This window comes from Sphingobacterium sp. MYb382 (assembly GCF_037572665.1).
In the GTDB taxonomy this organism is placed as follows: domain Bacteria; phylum Bacteroidota; class Bacteroidia; order Sphingobacteriales; family Sphingobacteriaceae; genus Sphingobacterium.
Map to the genome: position 1 here is coordinate 128,858 of NZ_JBBGZT010000026.1, position 19,874 is coordinate 148,731.

A 19,874-nucleotide genomic window follows, 5' to 3' on the forward strand; every position below is an offset into this window, starting at 1 on the left:
TTTATAACGAATTTATTACCAAATGGTAAAAGAACAGCTAGAAATTAAGGCTTCGGAAAAAATAAATATCTTTGTGAAAATGAATACCGAATGAGAGAAGGAACGATAAGTCGAAAAGAAAAGATAATGCGCGTAGCACTTTCTTTATTTGCTGAAAACGGCTACGTAGATACGTCGACGAAAGAGATATCGGTAGCTGCAGGCGTTTCGGAGGCTTTAATTTTTAAACATTTCGGAAATAAGGACGCCCTATTAGCGCATATTATTAAAGCTGGATACCGCAGAGTATTGATGCATCACCGTGGTATGATGACCTATAAGGATGCAAAAGGCTTGTTGCGCAACATGATTTTTTTGCCTAGCCAGCTTGTAGCCGAAGAGCCTTTGTTTTGGAAACTTCAAGAACGATTATGGCATAATAGTTTTTCAAAGCAACAGCATGAGCAGTTTATGAAGCCCGTGCAGCCTATTCTGTTGAAAGCTTTTACGGAATTAGGGTATAAAAACCCTGAACTAGAAACAGAGTATCTTTTGCTGATTATCGACATGTTGTGGAAAAGAGAGGCTAGCGGAGATATTAATAATGGAGTCGATTTAGCCATGATGCTGGAGCAAAAGTATAATTTAGTGTAATGCGATTTTATGCGTGTTTTATTTTAAAAAACGCTAAAATTTGGATTGTAAATTATTTTTCCCTTATTTAGAAGACTTATAATACACTAAAATGATAAAAAAACTGTTCTCCCTTCTTGCACTTTCTGCTACACTTGCTAGCGCTCATGCGCAGAAAAAGCCTGATTTCGTTAACTTTATAAATAGTAAAAATACTTGGGTTGATTCTGTGTTTAATGCTTTAACGCCTAAGGAACGCATTGCTCAGCTTTTTTTGGTGCGTGCACATACCAACCTGGGTCAGGCTTATATTGATTCGGTAGGTCAGGTAATTCAGAAGGAGCAACTCGGCGGATTAGTTGTTTTTCAGGGTGGTCCAGTACGTCATGCAGATATGTTCAATAAATATCAGCAGGTATCAAAAGTTCCTCTATTGATTACTTTTGATGGTGAATGGGGATTAGGTATGCGTTTGCCTGATTCAACGACTTCGTTTCCGTATCAAATGACTTTAGGAGCTATTCAGAATAATGAGTTAATCTATGATATGGGGCGTCAAGTTGCTAAAGACTTCGAACGTATCGGTATGCACTTTAACTTTGCTCCTGTTGTTGATATCAATAACAACCCTAAAAACCCGGTTATTAATTACCGATCTTTTGGTGATGACAAATTTAATGTAGCAACAAAAGCTAAAGCATATATGGATGGAATGGTTGACGGTGGCATCATTGCTTCCTTGAAACATTTTCCAGGACATGGCGACACCGATGTAGATTCGCACCATGATTTACCGCAATTAAATTTTTCGAAAAAACGTTTAGATGATTTAGAGATTTTTCCTTTCCGTGAGCTTATCAAGGCTGGAGCTCCTGCGATAATGGTTGCGCATATGAATATCCCTTCTTTAGATCCTACACCTAATATCCCATCTTCTATTTCGCGTAAAGTCGTTACTGATCTTTTACGCAACGAATTGGGCTTTCGTGGACTTACCGTGACGGATGCTATGGATATGAAAGGTGTTAAGAAACATTTTCCTAATGGTGAGGCTGATGTAATGGCGATCGAAGCGGGACACGATTTGTTGGAAATCTCTGAAAATAGTGCACGTGCCATTGATTTGGTCGAGAAAGCTATCAAGTCGGGACGTATTAAACAAGCCGAATTGGATCAGCGTGTTAAGCGTGTGTTGGCCGCTAAGTACTGGCTGGGATTAAACTATTACAGACCTGTTAATCTGAATAACTTGGTGCAAGACTTAAATAGTCCTTCTGCGCAATCTTTGGTACAGCGTTTAGCTGATGCTTCGGTAACGGTGTTGAAATCTGATAAAGCGATTAAAACATTCAATAAACAGGAGCCTACCGCTGTTGTATCAATCGGCATCACTGCGCCGCAAGATTTTGAAAAAGGATTAGCCGTTCAGTTGCAAAACAAGACGGATTATTTCATCACAGGACAAGAAACAGAAGATGAGTTAAAAGAGTTAGTTAAAGAAATTCGTAAAAACCGTCAGATTGTACTTGCTATTCATGATAACAGAGCACGTCCACGTAGTGAATCCGATTTGACTGATCTTACGAAAGAATTTATTGATAAATTGGTAAATAAGCATACGATTACGTTCATGTTTACCAACCCTTACGCGGTAGCAAGTTTGCCTGTGAATGATAGTGGGTCATTAGTTATTGCCTACCAGAATGATGCTTTTATGCAGAAAGCTGCATTGAAAGTTTTATTAGGTCAGGTAAAAGCGGCGGGTAAATTGTCGGTAACGATAAATAAAAAATTTAAAACTGGCGCTGGTTTGTAAAAGAAACCACACGATTTAAAAGGCCTCTTTTTTAGGGGCCTTTTTTGTGCTTAGGAACCTGCTGTTTTCCGTATAAAATGCCGGAAATATAAAATTGCTAAGTAAAGATGGTCACTCTTAAGAAATTGCTAAGTTTAGTGCATAAAAATTAAGAGTAAAAATGAAGCAAATTGGACTTTAAACAATACTTTTGTTGGACTCAAACTACACCTCATGGCAAAAGAACAAATCTCTATTTTTGATATGTTTAAGATCGGTATCGGCCCTTCCAGTTCGCATACCTTAGGCCCTTGGCGTGCCGCTCAACGTTTCGTTGAGTCGCTGCAAAAAAAGGCTTTGCTTGACCATGTTCAAGAGGTTAAGATTTTGCTGTACGGATCTTTAGCAAAGACAGGTGTGGGCCACGGAACAGATATCGCTGTTTTGTTGGGCTTAAGTGGTGACGATCCTGTTACTTTTGATGTCTACCAAGTGATGCCAAAGGTCAATGCAATTAAAGCAACCAAGGAAATCGTTCTCGGTGGTGACAAAAAAATCCCTTTCAGCTATAGCGATGATTTATTGTTTCTTTTTACCGAGAGCCTACCATTTCACCCTAATGCTGTTACCTTTCAAGCTTTTTTAAATGACGGAACAGCGGTCAGCGAAACCTACTACTCTATTGGTGGTGGTTTTGTCGTGCAGGAAAATGAAAATGAAAGCCACCTCAGTGAGGTCGATTTGTCTTTCCCTGTAGATACAGCACAGGAACTTATGGTTTGGTGTATGCGTACAGGATTGAAAATCTCTGAGTTGGTGATGGAAAATGAACTCGCATGGCGACCTGAAGAGCAAACGAGAGAAGGGGTGATGCAAATTTTTCATACCCTAAAAGATTGTATTTATAAAGGTTGTCATACGCCTGGTATTTTACCCGGAGGGTTGAATGTAGAACGTCGTGCCGCCAAAATGAATAAACGCCTCTTGAAGGATCGTTCATATACCGATTACGATAGCTGGGTACAGGCTATTCGTGAAGGAGGGAAAGATTTTGGCTATATTCTGGACTGGGTGAGTTGTTTTGCGCTATCCGTTAATGAGGAAAATGCTTCCTTTGGTCGGGTCGTTACAGCGCCCACAAATGGAGCGTCGGGTGTTATCCCGGCAGTTTTACAGTATTATATAACTTTTCATGACGCTTACAAAGCGGATAAGATTATTCAGTTTATAGCGACAGCTTCTGAAATTGGCTCTATTTTCAAAAAAGGAGCTACCATATCAGCCGCTATGGGGGGATGTCAAGCAGAAATCGGTGTCTCTTCAGCAATGGCGGCAGGAGCCTTGACGGAGTGCTTAGGCGGCTCGCAAAGGCAAGTGTTAATGGCCGCAGAGATTGCTATGGAGCATCATTTGGGGCTTACTTGTGACCCGATCGGTGGATTGGTACAAATTCCATGCATCGAGCGTAATACCATGGGAGCTATTAAAGCGATTACGGCAGCACAGTTGGCATTGACGTCAAATCCAGATAAAGCTAAGGTTAGTCTTGATGCCGTAGTAAGCACCATGTGGGAGACTGCTCAAGATATGAATGTGAAGTATAAAGAAACGGCAGATGGCGGTTTAGCTATTAAAGTTCCTTTAAGTTTGCCGGAATGTTAAGCTATAAAAATAGTTTATAAAAATGAAATATTGCGCCATTGCATCAGGAAGTAACGGGAATAGCTACTATGTGTCATCGGGAGATGATGCTGTTTTAATTGATGTTGGCATCAATACCAAGCATATGCTCCTGCGTATGGAGAAACTTGGCTTGAATCCAGAAAACATTAATGCTATTTTCATTACACATGAACATACCGACCATATTCGTGGTTTGTCTGTCTTTTGCAAGCGTTTTCAAATACCAGTTTACCTAACTGCAGGCTCATACAAAGGTTCTCGTTTACATCTTCCCGACCATCTCGTACATATTATTGCTGCCGATGCTAAGATAACGGTAGGAGAATTGGATGTGTATGCTGTACCTAAATTTCATGACGCCAAAGAGCCTTGTAGCTTCGTCGTAACGGACCGAATGTTGAATATTGCCATCTTGACGGATATTGGACGTGAATGCGATCACGTGAAACAGGCCATTCAGCATGCTGATGTTTTACTTCTGGAAAGTAATTACGATATAGAGATGCTACGTACGGGGCGCTATTCTTATTACCTTAAAAATAGAATTAGTGACGGTTGGGGGCATCTTTCCAATACGGCGGCGCTAAGTTTGCTTGAGGAGAATAAAACAGAAAGACTAAAGCATATTATTCTAGGCCACCTCTCCGGTCAAAATAATACCGAAGAAATCGTTATGCAAACATTTGTTGATGCCTGTTGCCAGTTAAAATTATCAATCGCTGGTCGCTATCAAGAGACCGAGTTGTTTGATAGTAGCGATTTGTGTCGTGTAGAGCAATCTATAAATCAAATAGATGTGATTTATTAGTTTAAACATCAATATTTATAGAGGTATAAAACTTCATCTTTTTTTGCGGCGTTTTTTTTACCTTTGTCCCGAAGTCACAAGCGAATCAAATTATCCTAATTACATGTTTTACCAAAAGCGATCATTAAGACGTTATATTTTGTGTATGGTTTTCTATGCCATCCTGAATGTATTGGCTATTGGTCGTGGAAAATTATATGCGCAATCTACACGTGATGTCTTTGCCGAACAATTTCGGAAGAGTGCTGATTCATTTAAAAAAGATCATGTTGGAAAACTATCGGCTGCTCAGATTAGCGCAGGAGGTCCTTTAGCTTCTATTGCGCACAAAATTAATGAAGCCAAGCACTATGCCCAAATCCAAGATGCTGTTAATCTAACCAGTGACAACTTGTTTAGCCGAGCAATTGTTGAGGCTAAAGCATTTGGTGATGAGGAGATTATTGTTTTTGCGCTAGCACAACGAGGCTATTATTACTACCGGATGCGTAAGGTCGCAGAAGCGATGCCCGACTTGATGGAGGCGATGCTGATCTTAGATCGAAACCCTAAATTGGTTCCTGTTTTTCCTGAGGAGGTGTACAAACAGTTGGGTTATTTTTTTGGAGGTATTGATGAGTATAAAAATGGTATTAAGTTTTTGCTTAAATCGCTAACTTACACTGTTGATGACCTCGAGCTCGCTACTATTTATGATAATTTAGGTATGTATGCCCTAAACGTGGGTAATAATCAAGAGTCCCAAGGCTATCTTGATAAAGCCTGGGAATATGTGTTGAAGGCCAATGACCAGGTGCGTAAGGCTAAGATTCTAGGGAGTTTTGCTTTATTGGAAAAGCAAAGAGGCGATTATGCACGATCAATTGAGCTATTAAAAGAAGATGTAGAGATTTCGCGGAAAAATAATGCGGAATTGAATACGCTTTTTGCGAGTAATCTACTTGCTGATTTACTCATTCATCAAGGTCAGCTTGAGGAAGCTCGTCGATATTTAATGGCTGTTAAGCCTTTCGCTGATAGGCATGCAAGTTTGGTCGGACATAGAAATGAGTTGAATGAGCATCTACTAAAAATAGCGATGAAAACTGGCGATGAGAAATCGGAAGTCAGGTTACGTCGGTTATTGGCTGCGATGAAGGATACCGTGAATCTTTTTGATGGTGATCTCGTAAATGAGCAAACGCGATGGCGTGCGGAAAAAGAAATTATAAATGAAGATTTAAGAAAGGCTACAGTTAGTTACAGCAACGTGCGTAATCAAGTGCTTTATGGTCTTCTCGTGATAAGTTTTTTGGTGTTGGTTAGCTTGGCTTTCGTATGGCGCTCCTTTCGTAACCGCAAAGAAGCAGCACGGCTTTCAGCGTTCAATTCTGACGATGATCAAAAGAATATTTCCTCAGTAACAATTGCTAGCACGGTAGATATACCCGCTGTTAAAGATGTCGAGAAAGAGCCTAAAGAAACCGAAGTAGGCATTAGGGTCTATCTAAGCAAGATTCTATCGGGAACGATGATGCGTGACGAGCATAAGGGGGACGGGAGACAACCTATCGCATACTTGTCTACAGAAGAAAGCTGGGATCGTTTTAAGCATCGTTTTGTGCTAGAATATTCAGCTTTTTATATAGCGCTTCAGCGTGATTTTCCGGAACTATCAGAGGGGAATATGCGTGTTGTGCTATTGTGGAAGTTAAAACTTAATTCACGTGAAATAGGCCAGTTGCTTGGTGTTAGTGCTGATGCGGTGAAGAAGACTAAACAGCGGTTACGTAAGAAGCTCGGAGACCCTCGCTATAAAGAGTTAGTTGATTTTATTGAAGCATTCGAGCAAGTGTAATTGCTCGAATGCTTTTTTTTTATTTTTTAGAAGTCATTATTTCATTGATAATCATGTCAATGATAGCGACCACAATCGCAAATAGTGAAGCTGTCCAGAAACCATCTACTTCAAACTTATTACCCATAATTTTATCGCTTAATAGAATCATTAATACGGTAATGATAAAGGAGATTAAGCCAAATGTTAACCAGTTTAATGGGAAGGTGAATAGACGTAGAATACTCCCAAAAACACCATTGACGAAGCCAATTACTAAGCCAGTAATAATGGCCCATCCGAAACCTGCAACATGTGCCCCAGGCACAATGTATGTTGCTAATGCAATAACAATTCCGGTTACAAATAAGTTGATGATAAATCTCATAGCAGATTATTTTTGTGTAACGATAAAATAAATAAGTCCAATTGTATCCTGAGGATGTTTACCGTACCAGTGTAAATCGTTCATCCTCCCTTTTATGGATTCAAAAAAAATGCCAAAGTTTATGCGATTAGTTTTCTGTGGATAAATAAAATTGGTAGCTATCAATGGGTTATATCTTTAAGAGGAATTGCATAAATAGTATGCAGGCATAGAAAAATATTGCTATCTTTAAGTAGATATAAACGCTAAAGTTATGAAAAAGATCTTGTTAACTGTTGTCGGCCTATTCGCGATGCTTGGTGTGTTTGCGCAAGGTAATGATGTTATTGTAGGTAAATGGAAGACTGTAGACGATGAAACTGGTCAAGCCAAATCTATTGTTGAAGTATATAAAAAGTCTGATGGTAAGTATTACGGTAAGATTTTAGAACTTCTTCAAAAGCCTGAAAATGATAAATGTGTTAAATGTAAAGATGACCTTAAAGATAAACCGTTAATTGGTTTAGAGATTATTCGTGGACTAACAAAAAATGATAACGAATTTTCTGGAGGTGTCATTACAGACCCTAAGAGTGGTAAAACGTATAAATGTTCCGTGACACGTTCCGGTGATAAACTGAGTGTAAGGGGCTATGTTGGATTTTCACTGATCGGTCGTACCCAAACGTGGACAGCAGTAAAGTAACGTAGCTATTTTGTTTTTCGTTATTTTTCGATTAATTTGGTGACAAGAATTTATCGATGTCTGTAAACATGTCCTACAGCGAGAATGTGCGTCTTGCTCTGCAATCTATTGTGAGCAATAAATTACGCACTTTCTTGACTGCTTTAATTATTGCAATAGGTATAATGGCTTTAATCGGCGTGTTAACCTCTATTGATGCGATACAAAGTTCATTGACGAACTCCTTCTCGTCTATGGGCTCCAATTCTTTTACGATTCGAAATCGAGGTATTAATGTGCAGATTGGTGGATCCGGAAATCGACCTAAAGCTTTTCCTGCTATTACCTATGCAAACGCACAAGCTTTCAAAGAAAATTATGACTTCGGTGCCACGGTGTCCTTAAACGTTAATGTGACATGGGGAGCTACCGTGAAATACATGGAGAACAAAACCAATCCAAATATTGGTGTATTAGGGGCTGACGAGAATTATCTGCAAACGACTGGCTATAAGTTGAGTGATGGTCGTAATTTTACCAGTCAGGATATTGATAATGCTAACCCAGTAGTTATTATTGGCCAGGAGGTTAAGACAAAGCTTTTTAAGAATAATAAAAAACCGGTAGGTGAATATATCACAATTGGTGGCGTGCGATTTACCATTGTTGGTGTTTTAGAAAGTAAAGGTTCTAGCGCCGGTTTTGGGTCTGATAAAACGTGTATAATTCCTATTTCCCGCGGTCGTATGTTGATGGGCGGTGCAAATCCATCATTCGTAATCACTGTGATGACGAATGATCCTTATAAAATGGATGCTGCTGAAGGGGAGGCTATAGCTACCTTGCGTAAAGTAAGAAGCTTAAATGCGAAGCAAAGCAATGATTTCGAGATTTTGAAATCCGATGCCGTCGCTCAGATGTTAATGCAAAATTTAACCTATGTGACGCTGGGCGCTATTGTTATCGCTTTTATCACCCTTGTTGGCGCTTCTATAGGTTTAATGAACATTATGTTGGTGTCTGTTACAGAGCGTACGCGAGAAATCGGTATACGCAAAGCAATAGGAGCCACGCCTAGTGTTATTCGTAAGCAGTTTCTGATTGAGGCAATTGTTATCTGTCTCTTAGGTGGAATTGCGGGTGTACTATTAGGTATCACCATAGGCAATCTGCTAGCCTTAGCGCTAGGAGCCGACTTTATCATACCATGGCGATGGATGTTTTTAGGTATCTCTGTATGTATAGGTGTGGGCATGCTCTCTGGGTATTATCCTGCCTCTAAAGCCTCTAAGTTAGATCCTGTAGAATCGTTACGCTACGAATAGAGAAGTCAACGTACTTTCTTGAAGGTGCTAATGGGGAATGAGGTTCGTAAGTTGTATCTTTGTGGCGAAGATTGTCTGAGATTACGATTTTACAATTTAATATTTTGCGCTTTTATATTAAAAAGCGATTTTTTTAAGCTATGTATAAGACATTAAAACCTGCATTAGAAAAAGAACTAGCAGCTATTAAAGAAGCTGGTTTATACAAACAAGAACGCATTATTGTGACCCCACAAGGTGCAGATATCAAAGTAAGCACAGGCCAAGAAGTGATTAACTTCTGTGCAAACAACTACCTCGGACTATCATCAAACCCTAAAGTTATTGAAGCTGCAAAAAATGCAATAGATACGCATGGCTATGGGATGTCTTCGGTACGCTTCATCTGTGGTACACAAGATATTCATAAAACATTAGAGCGTAAGTTGTCTACTTTCCTAGGAACAGAAGATACTATTCTTTATGCAGCAGCTTTTGATGCTAACGGCGGTGTGTTTGAGCCTTTGTTTGGTGCTGAAGATGCTATTATCTCTGATGAGCTAAATCATGCTTCTATCATCGATGGTGTTCGTTTGTGTAAAGCGCAGCGTTTCCGTTATAAGAATTGTGATATGGCTGATTTGGAGGCGCAATTGCAAGCTGCATCCGGTGCTCGTCATAAAATTATTGTTACAGACGGTGCTTTTTCGATGGATGGTTCGGTTGCTCCTTTAGATAAAATTTGTGACCTCGCGGATAAGTATGAGGCTTTGGTGATGATTGATGAGTCGCACTGTTCTGGATTTATTGGTAAGACAGGTCGTGGAACGCATGAGTTGTTCAATGTGATAGATCGTGTAGATATCATTACAGGTACCTTAGGAAAAGCTCTTGGTGGTGCATCAGGAGGCTTTACGGCTGGACGTAAAGAAATCATCGATATGTTGCGTCAGCGCTCGCGTCCTTATTTATTTTCTAACACCTTAGCGCCTAGTATTGCTGGTGCTTCAGTTGCGGTATTGGATATGTTGAGTGAGACCACGGAACTACGTGATAAACTCGAAAATAACACGCTTTATTTCCGTGAAAAGATGACGGAAGCAGGCTTTGATATCAAGCCAGGGTTCCATCCAATCGTTCCAGTTATGCTATATGATGCTAAATTAGCACAAGAATTTGCATCAAAAATGTTGGAAGAAGGAATTTATGTGATTGGATTTTACTATCCAGTTGTGCCTCAGGGGAAAGCCAGAATCCGTGTTCAAATATCCGCAGGGCATGATATAGCACACCTTGATAAAGCTATTCAGGCCTTTACGAAAGTAGGTAAAGAATTAAACGTAATAAAATAATAATATAAAATTAAAAATAAGAGGGGCGAAATTATTATCTTTGCACCTCTTATTTTTTATAATACATTAGCGCTCAATGCAAAATATTAGAAACATCGCGATTATCGCACACGTTGACCACGGTAAAACAACCCTAGTTGACAAAATCTTATACTTCACGAATCAGTTTAGAGAAAACGAAAGTGCGGGTGAGCTAATTTTGGATAATAATGATCTTGAAAGAGAGCGTGGTATCACTATTGTATCAAAGAACGTTTCCGTTAAGTATAAAGACGTTAAAATCAATATCATTGATACGCCTGGTCACGCCGATTTCGGTGGTGAGGTAGAGCGTGTATTGAAAATGGCTGATGGTGTTGTATTATTGGTAGATGCCTTCGAAGGACCGATGCCGCAAACGCGCTTCGTAACAGGTAAAGCTTTAGCCTTAGGTATTAAACCAATTGTTGTTGTTAATAAAGTAGATAAAGAAAACTGTCGTCCTGATGAGGTGTACGAGAGTGTATTCGACTTATTCTTCAACTTAGGCGCTACTGAAGAGCAATTGGACTTCCCAGTTCTTTACGGTTCTTCTAAACAAGGATGGATGTCTACAGATTGGAAAAATCCAACAACAGACTTCACTGATTTGTTAGACGCAATTATTGAGCACATTCCTGCTCCAGCAGTATCTGAAGGTACTCTACAGTTACAAGTAACATCTTTAGATTATTCTACTTTCGTAGGTCGTATCGCTATCGGTCGTATCGCACGTGGAACTATCAAAGAAAACCAACCTGTTTCTTTAATGAAACGTGATGGTAAAGTTGTTAAATCTCGTGTTAAAGAATTACAGATTTTCGAAGGCTTAGGTCGTGTGAAAGTTCCTGAAGTTCATGCAGGTGATATCTGTGCTGTAGTTGGTATTGAAGGTTTTGATATTGGTGATACAATTGCTGATTTCGAAAACCCTGAGCAATTAGAGGTTATCAGCATTGATGAGCCTACAATGAACATGTTGTTCACCATCAACAACTCTCCATTCTTCGGTAAAGAAGGTAAATTGGTTACTTCACGTAACATCTATGACCGTTTACAGAAAGAATTAGAGAAAAACTTAGCATTACGTGTTGTTCCTACAGAATCTCCTGATGCTTGGTTAGTATATGGTCGTGGTATTCTTCACTTATCTGTTTTAATTGAAACAATGCGTCGTGAAGGTTACGAGCTTCAAGTAGGTCAGCCACAAGTAATCGTTAAAGAAATTGACGGTGTTAAATGTGAGCCTATCGAAGAGTTAGTAGTTGATGTACCGGGTGAAGTTTCTGGTAAAGTAATCGAGTTAGTAACGCAACGTAAAGGTGAGTTGTTGATCATGGAAGCTAAAGGCGACATGCAACACTTAGAGTTCTCTATCCCTTCTCGTGGTATCATTGGTTTACGTAACAACGTGTTGACAGCAACAGCTGGTGAAGCTGTAATGGCACACCGTTTGAAAGGTTACGAGCCTTGGAAAGGTACAATCCCTGGTCGTTTAGCAGGTGTATTGATCTCTTTAGATACAGGTTCTACAACAGCTTACTCTATCGATAAGTTACAAGACCGTGGTCGTTTCTTCGTTGATCCAGGTGTTGATGTTTATGAAGGACAAATCCTTGGTGAGCACATCCGTGATAACGATTTAACAATCAACGTTACGAAAGGTAAACAATTAACAAACATGCGTGCATCTGGTTCAGATGATAACACACGTATTGCGCCAGCTATCAAATTCTCTTTAGAGGAATGTATGGAGTATATCCAAGCTGACGAGTATATCGAGGTAACTCCACAATCAATGCGTTTACGTAAAATCTACTTAACAGAGAATGAGCGTAAAGTAAATGCGAAAAAATTCCAATAAGCATTGATTTATAGATAAAAAAATAGGCTTCACATTTTGTGAAGCCTATTTTTTTTATGTTCTTTTTGTTATTTCTTTTGTTTGACTTCGCTCGCACGATAAACATCATCCTCCGCTTTGAATATTCTGAATTGAACATCATAGCCCTCAGGTACGTAAACAACAATTGGTAAACGACCATTGTAATCAACCAACTTAGGAGCCGCAGAAACGAATTTCCAAACTTTCTCATTGTCTGGGCAGCCCATTAACGTACTTGCCGCTTGCCCTTTGGAGCTAAACTCATAATAGTCATATCCCCAACCTTGCAATGGCTTTTTCTCTAGCTGGCCTCCCAATATATGCAGGTTGCATTTATCTACCTCCATCATCTTACCGATGGAAAGCTCAATTTTCTTGTTTACATCCTGATTGGAATGCGGAACTTCAATAACCATCTGTTTATATCCCTCTTTTGGTTTTGGAAAGATAGAAACATCTTGTTTTAAAATAGTGTTTTGCGCCATAAGTAAGGAGTTAAAACCTAGCAATGCAATAAATAGTCCGATAAACTTAAAAATGTTCTTTTTCATAAATACTAATTTGATAAATTCTTATACTTCGCCGTAAGGCTATATAGTATAGAGTGCTTTCTGGGCCGATGGTTTAACCTAGCGCAGTTTACTTGGGTCAATAGCTCTTATTAGGGCCTTTGCAAGTATACGGCTGGGATCAATAATAGGTAAGCCGTCATTCTCTTTCTCAGGAATGGCCAAGTGAAGTGCTCTACATCCTAAAACTACAGCCTTAGCACCTTCTTTCTTAAGCTCTGTGATGGCCTGAATCAATTCTTGTCGGGCACGGTTGCTTACGGGGTAAGAGGTAACTTTGATACCGTAGGTCTCATCGTAAATACAATCTTGAACTTTCGCTTGTAGTTGCTCATCAGGTTCTAGGCTTTCAATTTCGTTTTGTGCTAAGGCATGACGATAGATGCCCGTATTTTTAGTCACGGTGCTACTCAACACGGCTACAGGTATGTTGCTTCCGTATGTTTCTTTGACGCAGGCTGCCGTTTCTTCAATCATATGTAATAGTTTTACTTGGCTTTTAGCATCAGCAAGTCCTTTCTTAATCACATCGAATATGCGTGGGGCATGTACCGTGTTGCTAGGGATGGCAACAACTGTTGCTCCCGCTTTTTCTAAGGCTAAGATAAGGTCAATTATAGCATATGCAGGGTTTTCAGCAACCTGACCTAATAGGTAGTCTGTTCTATCTGCAATAAGATGTGGCTGTGAAGAAAGTAAAAGGGGAAGATGCTCTTGATCTCTAGATGCTTTTGTTTCTTCTATTATTTTAGCCATGATGTCTAGGCCTGCTAGTGGACCGACACCACCAATAATTCCAATCATGATTTCATAGTTTAGTTTAACGCTCCATGGGGCCAAGCGTAGGCACAGGAGCTCTATATATCATTCAAAAATAAAGCCAACAATTAATCAATCCCTTCGGTTCGTCTAAAGGGGATTAAGCTTTTTGGGTATATCCTGAACGGCTTTTATGCAGGACGTTATTTTAGTGGGATGATTACTTCTTTTGTTTGGAAAAAGCTGAAAAGTAAAAATGGAATACATTTCGAGCATATGTTGATTATGGTTTGTCGGTATTGTCGACATTAATCTGTTTTTTTATCGCTTTACAATAATTTATAGGCTGAGAATCTACACTTAAAGCTCCTGTGGGGGATTTCCAATGGTCAATCCTACTTTTCGGGCAGTAATCCCTATATTTGTAGTGAAAACATATCTTGAAGCAGTAATGAATAAAAAGAAATTCTTACCATTTTGTTTGGTAATTGCAGCAGTCGTGGTCGGTTGCCAGAGCCAAAACAAAACACAAACAACAGACAATCCGCTACTTTTGGCTTATGAGACACCTTTTCAGGTTCCTCCATTTGATAAAATCAAAGTAAGTCATTATCGTCCAGCTTTTGAAGAAGCTTTAAAACAGCATAATAGCGAAATCGATTCTATCATCAACAATCCAGAAGAACCAACTTTTGCGAATACGATTGTTGCTTTAGAGAATGCCGGAGGTTTATTGTCTCAAATAGGTAGTGTTTTTAGTGCTGTTAATGGTGCAAATACAACGGACTCTATGCAGGCGCTAGATAAAGAGTTGGCACCGATGTTATCAGCACATAACGATGATATATTCTTGAATGATAAGCTTTTTGCACGCGTAAAAAGTGTATATGAAAAACGTACTTCTTTAAGCCTTGATGCGCAAGACGCTATATTGTTGAATGAAAGCTATAAAGGTTTCGTTCGCGCCGGTGCTAATCTTTCGGATACGAACAAAGAGAAGTTGAAAAAAATAAATGCAGAGTTGTCTGTATTGGGTAAGCAATTTGGTCAAAATAACTTGGCAGAAACTAATGCTTATTCATTGGTTGTTGATAAAGAAGCTGATTTAGCGGGTTTACCAGAAGGTGTTAAGCAAGCTGCTGCTGACGAAGCTAAGCAAAAAGGACAAGAAGGAAAATGGGTATTCACCTTGAAAAACCCTTCTGTAATGCCTTTCTTACAGTACGCTAGCAACCGTGAGTTGCGCGAAAAAATTTGGAATGCTTACCAAATGCGTGGTAATAACGGTAATGACTTCGACAACAAAGAGGTTGTTAAGAAGATTGTTAATTTACGCTTAGAAAAAGCTAAACTGTTGGGCTATCCATCGCATGCTGCTTATGTTTTAGAAGAGTCTATGGCAGAAAATCCTAACAATGTTTATGCTTTATTAAATAAAATATGGACGCCAGCTTTAGCGAAAGCGAAAGTTGAAGCAGCAGAGATTGATAAAGAAATCGCAGCAGATAAAGGAGATTTTAAATTAGCTCCTTACGACTGGAGATACTATCAAGAGAAAATCCGTAAAGCAAAATTTGCGTTGAATGAGGATGAGATTAAGCCTTATTTTAGCTTATCTGCTGTTCGTGAAGGCGCTTTCGCTACCGCGAATAAATTATACGGTTTGACGTTTATCGCGTTGAACAACGTGCCTACTTACCATCCAGAAGTTGAAGTATACGAAGTGAAAGATAAAGATGGTTCGCATTTAGGATTATTGTATGCTGATTTCTTCCCACGTGATTCCAAAAGAAGTGGTGCGTGGATGACTTCATTCCGTGCGCAAGGCATGAAAGATGGCAAACGTGTAGCTCCTGTTATTTCAATTGTATGTAACTTCACTAAACCTATTGGCGACCAACCTGCTTTATTAACTTTTGATGAGGCGAGTACGCTTTTCCATGAGTTTGGTCATGCTTTACATGGTTTGTTGTCTAACGTTCGTTACAGAAGCTTAGCGGGAACAGCTGTATCTCGTGATTTTGTTGAGTTACCTTCACAAGTAATGGAAAATTGGGCTGCTGATCCTGAAGTATTGAAAAGCTATGCTAAACATTACCAAACGAAAGAAGCTATCCCTGATTCATTAATTGCTAAAATGCAAAAAGCAGGAACTTTCGGTCAAGGCTTTGCAACGGTAGAGTATGTTGCAGCTTCCTTCTTAGATATGGCCTACCATGCACGCACAAGCCCTATTGCTAACGGCGTTGAAGCTGTTGAGGCTGATGAGATGAAGAAAATTGGTTTGATTGATGCTATTATTCCGCGTTACAGAACAACCTATTTCCAACATATCTTCTCTGGGGGATATTCAGCTGGTTATTACAGCTACATCTGGGCAGAGGTATTGGATTCAGATGCTTTTGCTGCCTTTAAAGAAAAGTCATTGTATGATGAAGGTACAGCGGCTTCTTTCCGTAAGAATATCTTAGAAAAAGGACGTACAGGTAATCCAGCAGAATTGTACAGAACATTCCGCGGTAAAGATCCTGATCCGATTTATTTGATGAAAAAAAGAGGATTGAACTAACATTCCTAAAGAATATAATAAAAGGCAAGCTGAAAAGTTTGCCTTTTATTTTTTATATCCAATTCTATTATTTAGATTTGTTCTAAATAAAAATAAGATGTGCAAAGCGACAGTTTTAAGTGCTAAAGGTGCTACCACGATTACTTATTGTAAGCAGTGTCGCACGCATTATATATGGCAAAATTCCTACTTATTGACGTTCAATGATGCACAGTACCAGCGTTTCATGTCGCGTGTTGAAGAACGTATTGGTCGCGAGGAATATTTTGTTTTCCCCGATGGCGAGTGGCGTACGCTGATGCAGACGCCCTTAGAAGAATTGATTTTTACATTCACCCAAGAAGAGTGGGAGAACTTTTATAACTCGCTGCATGAAGCAGCATATATGCATGAAGTATACCAGCTACTGGGGTAGCTGTCAGGATAGAGCTTAAGTCCTAGCGAATATTTTCGAGAGCACGAATAATGGTTTCGCTAGGCACAAATTCCCTTTTTACACGTGAAGACCGTCTCGCAGCTGCAGGATGGTCTTCTTCTTTATATACCCGAAGAGTTGAACTGTAGGTCGTAAAGTTTTTTGTAGTAACCATCCGTTGCTAGAAGTTCAGAATGGGTGCCCATCTCTTTAATCTCTCCTTTGTCAAATACAATAATCTTATCAGCCTTTTGAATGGTTGACAAACGGTGAGCAATAACAATAGACGTGCGGTCGCTCATGATATTATCAATAGCATGTTGAATCAACAACTCTGTCTCTGTATCGATAGAAGAAGTCGCCTCATCCAAGATTAAGATACTTGGGTTATGTACTAAAGCGCGAATAAACGAAATAAGCTGTGCTTGTCCGGAAGATAAAGTTGCTCCGCGTTCTTGTACGTGGAAGTCGAAATCACCAGGAAGCTGCATAATAAAGTCGTAAGCACCCACTTTTTTTGCTGCTTCTACCACTTGTTCTTTACTAATAGAAGGATCGTGTAGTGTGATATTGTTTGTTATGCTATCTGCGAAAAGGAATACATCTTGCAGCACGACGCCGATATGGTTGCGTAGAGCGCTTAGTTCATAATCACGAATATCAATACCATCTAGGAGAATTTTTCCCTTTTGTATTTCATAAAAACGACTTAGGATGTTGATGGTTGATGACTTTCCTGCCCCTGTAGCACCAACGAGTGCTAATGTTTCTCCTGGTTTCACACTGAAGTTAACATCCTTCAGTACCCATTTCTCGTCATTATAAGCAAACCATACATCTTGAAAGTCTATTTTTCCTGCTACAGTCTTCGGCTTATGCTCGCCCAAATTAGGTGTAAAAGCATCGGTATCTAATACCTCGAATATCCGTTCAGCCGATACCATTCCCATCTGTAAGGTGTTGAACTTATCGATAAGCTCTCGGATAGGGCGAAAGATCATATTGATGTAGAGTAAGAATGCTACAACAACCCCTGGCGAGATGGAATTCGCAAGTATTTGTTTGGACCCATACCATACGAGTAAACCCGTGGAGATAGCCATAATGACTTCCAAAACAGGAAAGAAAATAGAAAAATACCAGTTCGCACGGATGTTGGCATCACGATGCTTCGCATTGATATGGTCAAATTTTTTCATTTCTTGCGCTTCGCGCGAAAAATATTGAATAATCGCCATCCCACTGATATGTTCCTGCAAGAAGGTGTTCAGATTGGATACCCAAGTACGCACTTCTACAAAGGCCGATTTCATAGCTTCCTTAAAGATAAAAGTAGCCCATAGCATTAAAGGCATCGGAACCAACACAATGAGCGTCAACTTCCAGTCGGTATAGAACATGACGCCAAGGATTACCACCAGTTGCAGTAAATCGCCAATAATCTGAATTAAACCTTGCGAAAAAATATTAGATATGGTTTCTAAATCCGATATCGTACGTGTTATTAGTTTTCCAAGTGCGGTATTGTCGAAATACTTAAGGCGTAAATTGATGATGTGGTTGAACACCTGTATACGGATATCACGTATTACATTTTGACCGAGCACGTTGGTCGTCAAGGTATGGTAATAGCGGATAATCGTTTGCCCAAATAGGAGTGCTATCATTGCGACAAGCATCCACGTCAATCCGGTAGGGTCTGATTTAAGGATATACTTGTCGAGGGTATATTCAATTAATAGGGGCAATGCCGGAGCTACAGCAGCTAAAAGAATCGTTAATACAACGGCTGCCCAAAATACCAAACGATAAGGCTGCATATAAAGAGCCATGCGTTTTAGTAAGGTGCTGTCGTAGGTTTTGCCTGCTATTTTTTGATCTTTCAACGTCTTTAAATATAAGGATATAGAACTTTTGTTAAATATAATCCATGTGCAGGAACCGAGGTGCCTGCCTGTGCGCGGTCTTGACTTTGGATAACAGCCAAGATTGTTTCTGGAGCTTTTTCTTTGAGCCCTATTTCAAGTAAAGTACCCACAATGGCGCGTACCATGTTTCGTAAAAAACGATCCGCGGTGATGTGAAATACCAGTTTACCCTCATTCAGAACCCATTCGGCTCTTTTGATAGTGCAAATATTGGTAAATACTTGAGTGTGTGACTTGGAGAAACAACCAAAGTCCTGTTTGCCTAACAAATATTGACTCGCTTTGTTCATGCGCTCCACATCTGGCAAATCTCGGATTTGCCACGATTTATTTTGCAAAAAAGGATCCTTCTGAAAGTGAATATGGTATTCGTATGACCGTTCCGTCGCATCAAATCGGGCATGTGCCTCTGGTGCTACTGGAAATAAAGCTAATGCGCTGATATCTGTGGGTAGTAGCGAATTCAAGGAATGCATAAAACGATCTGACGAAGGTATTGCATCTACGGCACAATCAAAATGTGCGTAAAGCAACTTTGCATGTACACCTGTATCGGTTCTGCCTGCGCCAATAGTCTCGATATCTGTGCGTAAAATCTTCTGTAGGGCTATATTAAGCTTTTCCTGAACGGATACTGCATTTTGCTGTACCTGCCACCCGTGATAGGCTGTCCCATCATAACTTAATGCTAAAAAATAACGTTGTAGTTTGTCTTCCACCAAGCAAAGGTAAGTATTTGCAGGCTTACATAAAATGGTTGATTTCTTGCAATCAAATTGAGATTAATATTGTTTATAGTATATTTGTGTTCATATAATCTTTATAAAATACGCTTATGATTCAACGGATTCAATCGATTTGGTTATTGGCCGCAGCGCTCGTGTTGCTTGGTCTTTTTATTTTTCCATTTGTGAACTATATAGATTTAGTGGGACTGGGAAAACGCATTTTTGTAACGGGAGTTTTTTCTTCTGTAAATAACGAGTCTGTACAGGAAAGTAGTAATGTTCTGTTAACTATTGGCTCTGCTTTTGTCGCTATTTTTCCGCTATTTATTATCTTTTTGTTTAAAAATAGAAAGCTACAGCAGCTTTGTGTATTGGCATCTATCGTTTCTGTGGTGTTACTTGCTGTTTGGTTGTATGCTTCGGCAAATAGCAGCTTATCGGCTATTTCTTTAAGCTTGAAGCCTAGTAACATTGGTGTTGGTTTCTTCCTTTTACCTGTAGCAATTATCTTGTTGGTGATGGCGCTTAATGGCATTAAAAGTGATGAGAAGCTAATTAAATCTGCCGATAGACTACGCTAG

General features: G+C 39.5%; 17 protein-coding genes. 12 read left to right on the plus strand and 5 right to left on the minus strand.

The window, feature by feature from the left end; genetic code table 11:
• Positions 1 to 90 precede the first annotated feature (90 nt).
• From WH223_RS14245 to WH223_RS14265, 5 genes are all read left to right on the plus strand, one after another.
• Positions 91 to 633: a TetR/AcrR family transcriptional regulator gene (locus WH223_RS14245; protein ID WP_340048413.1), complete on the plus strand. Its 543-nt coding sequence runs from the start codon at positions 91 to 93 to the stop codon at positions 631 to 633.
• A gap of 91 nt (positions 634 to 724) precedes the next feature.
• Positions 725 to 2,428, plus strand: coding sequence for a glycoside hydrolase family 3 protein (locus tag WH223_RS14250; protein WP_340048414.1), 1,704 nt, complete (start codon positions 725 to 727; stop codon positions 2,426 to 2,428).
• Positions 2,429 to 2,641: 213 nt separating this feature from the next.
• Complete coding sequence (locus WH223_RS14255; protein WP_340048415.1) at positions 2,642 to 4,069, plus strand: L-serine ammonia-lyase; 1,428 nt, start codon at positions 2,642 to 2,644, stop codon at positions 4,067 to 4,069.
• 22 nt (positions 4,070 to 4,091) lie between these two features.
• Complete coding sequence (locus WH223_RS14260) at positions 4,092 to 4,898, plus strand: MBL fold metallo-hydrolase (protein WP_340048416.1); 807 nt, start codon at positions 4,092 to 4,094, stop codon at positions 4,896 to 4,898.
• 145 nt (positions 4,899 to 5,043) lie between these two features.
• Positions 5,044 to 6,735 carry a tetratricopeptide repeat protein gene (locus tag WH223_RS14265; RefSeq protein ID WP_340048418.1) on the plus strand — a complete coding sequence of 564 codons (1,692 nt, stop codon included), beginning with the start codon at positions 5,044 to 5,046 and terminating at the stop codon, positions 6,733 to 6,735.
• A 19-nt stretch (positions 6,736 to 6,754) separates the two neighbouring features.
• Here WH223_RS14265 and WH223_RS14270 read toward each other — a convergent pair whose 3' ends face one another.
• Positions 6,755 to 7,102 (minus strand): phage holin family protein, encoded by a 348-nt coding sequence (locus tag WH223_RS14270; RefSeq protein WP_340048419.1) that lies wholly within the window; start codon positions 7,100 to 7,102, stop codon positions 6,755 to 6,757.
• 253 nt (positions 7,103 to 7,355) lie between these two features.
• Between WH223_RS14270 and WH223_RS14275 the strand changes: the two genes are divergently transcribed.
• From WH223_RS14275 to typA, 4 genes are all read left to right on the plus strand, one after another.
• A complete protein-coding gene (locus WH223_RS14275; protein ID WP_340048420.1) occupies positions 7,356 to 7,787 on the plus strand; it encodes a DUF2147 domain-containing protein in 432 nt (143 codons plus the stop codon).
• Between the two features lie 56 nt (positions 7,788 to 7,843).
• Complete coding sequence (locus WH223_RS14280; protein WP_340048421.1) at positions 7,844 to 9,091, plus strand: ABC transporter permease; 1,248 nt, start codon at positions 7,844 to 7,846, stop codon at positions 9,089 to 9,091.
• A gap of 140 nt (positions 9,092 to 9,231) precedes the next feature.
• Positions 9,232 to 10,422: a glycine C-acetyltransferase gene (kbl, locus tag WH223_RS14285; protein ID WP_340048422.1), complete on the plus strand. Its 1,191-nt coding sequence runs from the start codon at positions 9,232 to 9,234 to the stop codon at positions 10,420 to 10,422.
• Positions 10,423 to 10,498: 76 nt separating this feature from the next.
• Positions 10,499 to 12,304, plus strand: coding sequence for a translational GTPase TypA (gene typA, locus WH223_RS14290; protein WP_340048423.1), 1,806 nt, complete (start codon positions 10,499 to 10,501; stop codon positions 12,302 to 12,304).
• 68 nt (positions 12,305 to 12,372) lie between these two features.
• Here typA and WH223_RS14295 read toward each other — a convergent pair whose 3' ends face one another.
• Entirely contained in the window at positions 12,373 to 12,876 is a 504-nt protein-coding gene (locus WH223_RS14295; protein ID WP_340048424.1) for an ecotin, read from the minus strand.
• 78 nt (positions 12,877 to 12,954) lie between these two features.
• Entirely contained in the window at positions 12,955 to 13,698 is a 744-nt protein-coding gene (locus tag WH223_RS14300; protein ID WP_340048425.1) for an aspartate/glutamate racemase family protein, read from the minus strand.
• A 406-nt stretch (positions 13,699 to 14,104) separates the two neighbouring features.
• Between WH223_RS14300 and WH223_RS14305 the strand changes: the two genes are divergently transcribed.
• Both WH223_RS14305 and WH223_RS14310 read left to right on the plus strand, forming a co-directional pair.
• A complete protein-coding gene (locus tag WH223_RS14305; protein WP_340048426.1) occupies positions 14,105 to 16,222 on the plus strand; it encodes a M3 family metallopeptidase in 2,118 nt (705 codons plus the stop codon).
• Positions 16,223 to 16,319: 97 nt separating this feature from the next.
• On the plus strand, positions 16,320 to 16,637 hold the full coding sequence (locus tag WH223_RS14310; RefSeq protein ID WP_340048427.1) for a hypothetical protein: 318 nt from the start codon (positions 16,320 to 16,322) through the stop codon (positions 16,635 to 16,637).
• A 122-nt stretch (positions 16,638 to 16,759) separates the two neighbouring features.
• On the opposite strand, the gene WH223_RS14315 is transcribed toward WH223_RS14310, so the two are convergent.
• The gene (locus WH223_RS14315) at positions 16,760 to 18,523 is read right to left on the minus strand and encodes an ABC transporter ATP-binding protein (protein ID WP_340048428.1); all 1,764 of its coding nucleotides are present in this window, start codon (positions 18,521 to 18,523) and stop codon (positions 16,760 to 16,762) included.
• A gap of 5 nt (positions 18,524 to 18,528) precedes the next feature.
• Positions 18,529 to 19,284, minus strand: a complete 756-nt coding sequence (truA, locus tag WH223_RS14320; protein ID WP_340048430.1) for a tRNA pseudouridine(38-40) synthase TruA — start codon at positions 19,282 to 19,284, stop codon at positions 18,529 to 18,531.
• A gap of 116 nt (positions 19,285 to 19,400) precedes the next feature.
• Here truA and WH223_RS14325 point away from each other — a divergent pair, with 116 nt between their 5' ends.
• Positions 19,401 to 19,874 (plus strand): DUF4293 domain-containing protein, encoded by a 474-nt coding sequence (locus WH223_RS14325; protein WP_340048431.1) that lies wholly within the window; start codon positions 19,401 to 19,403, stop codon positions 19,872 to 19,874.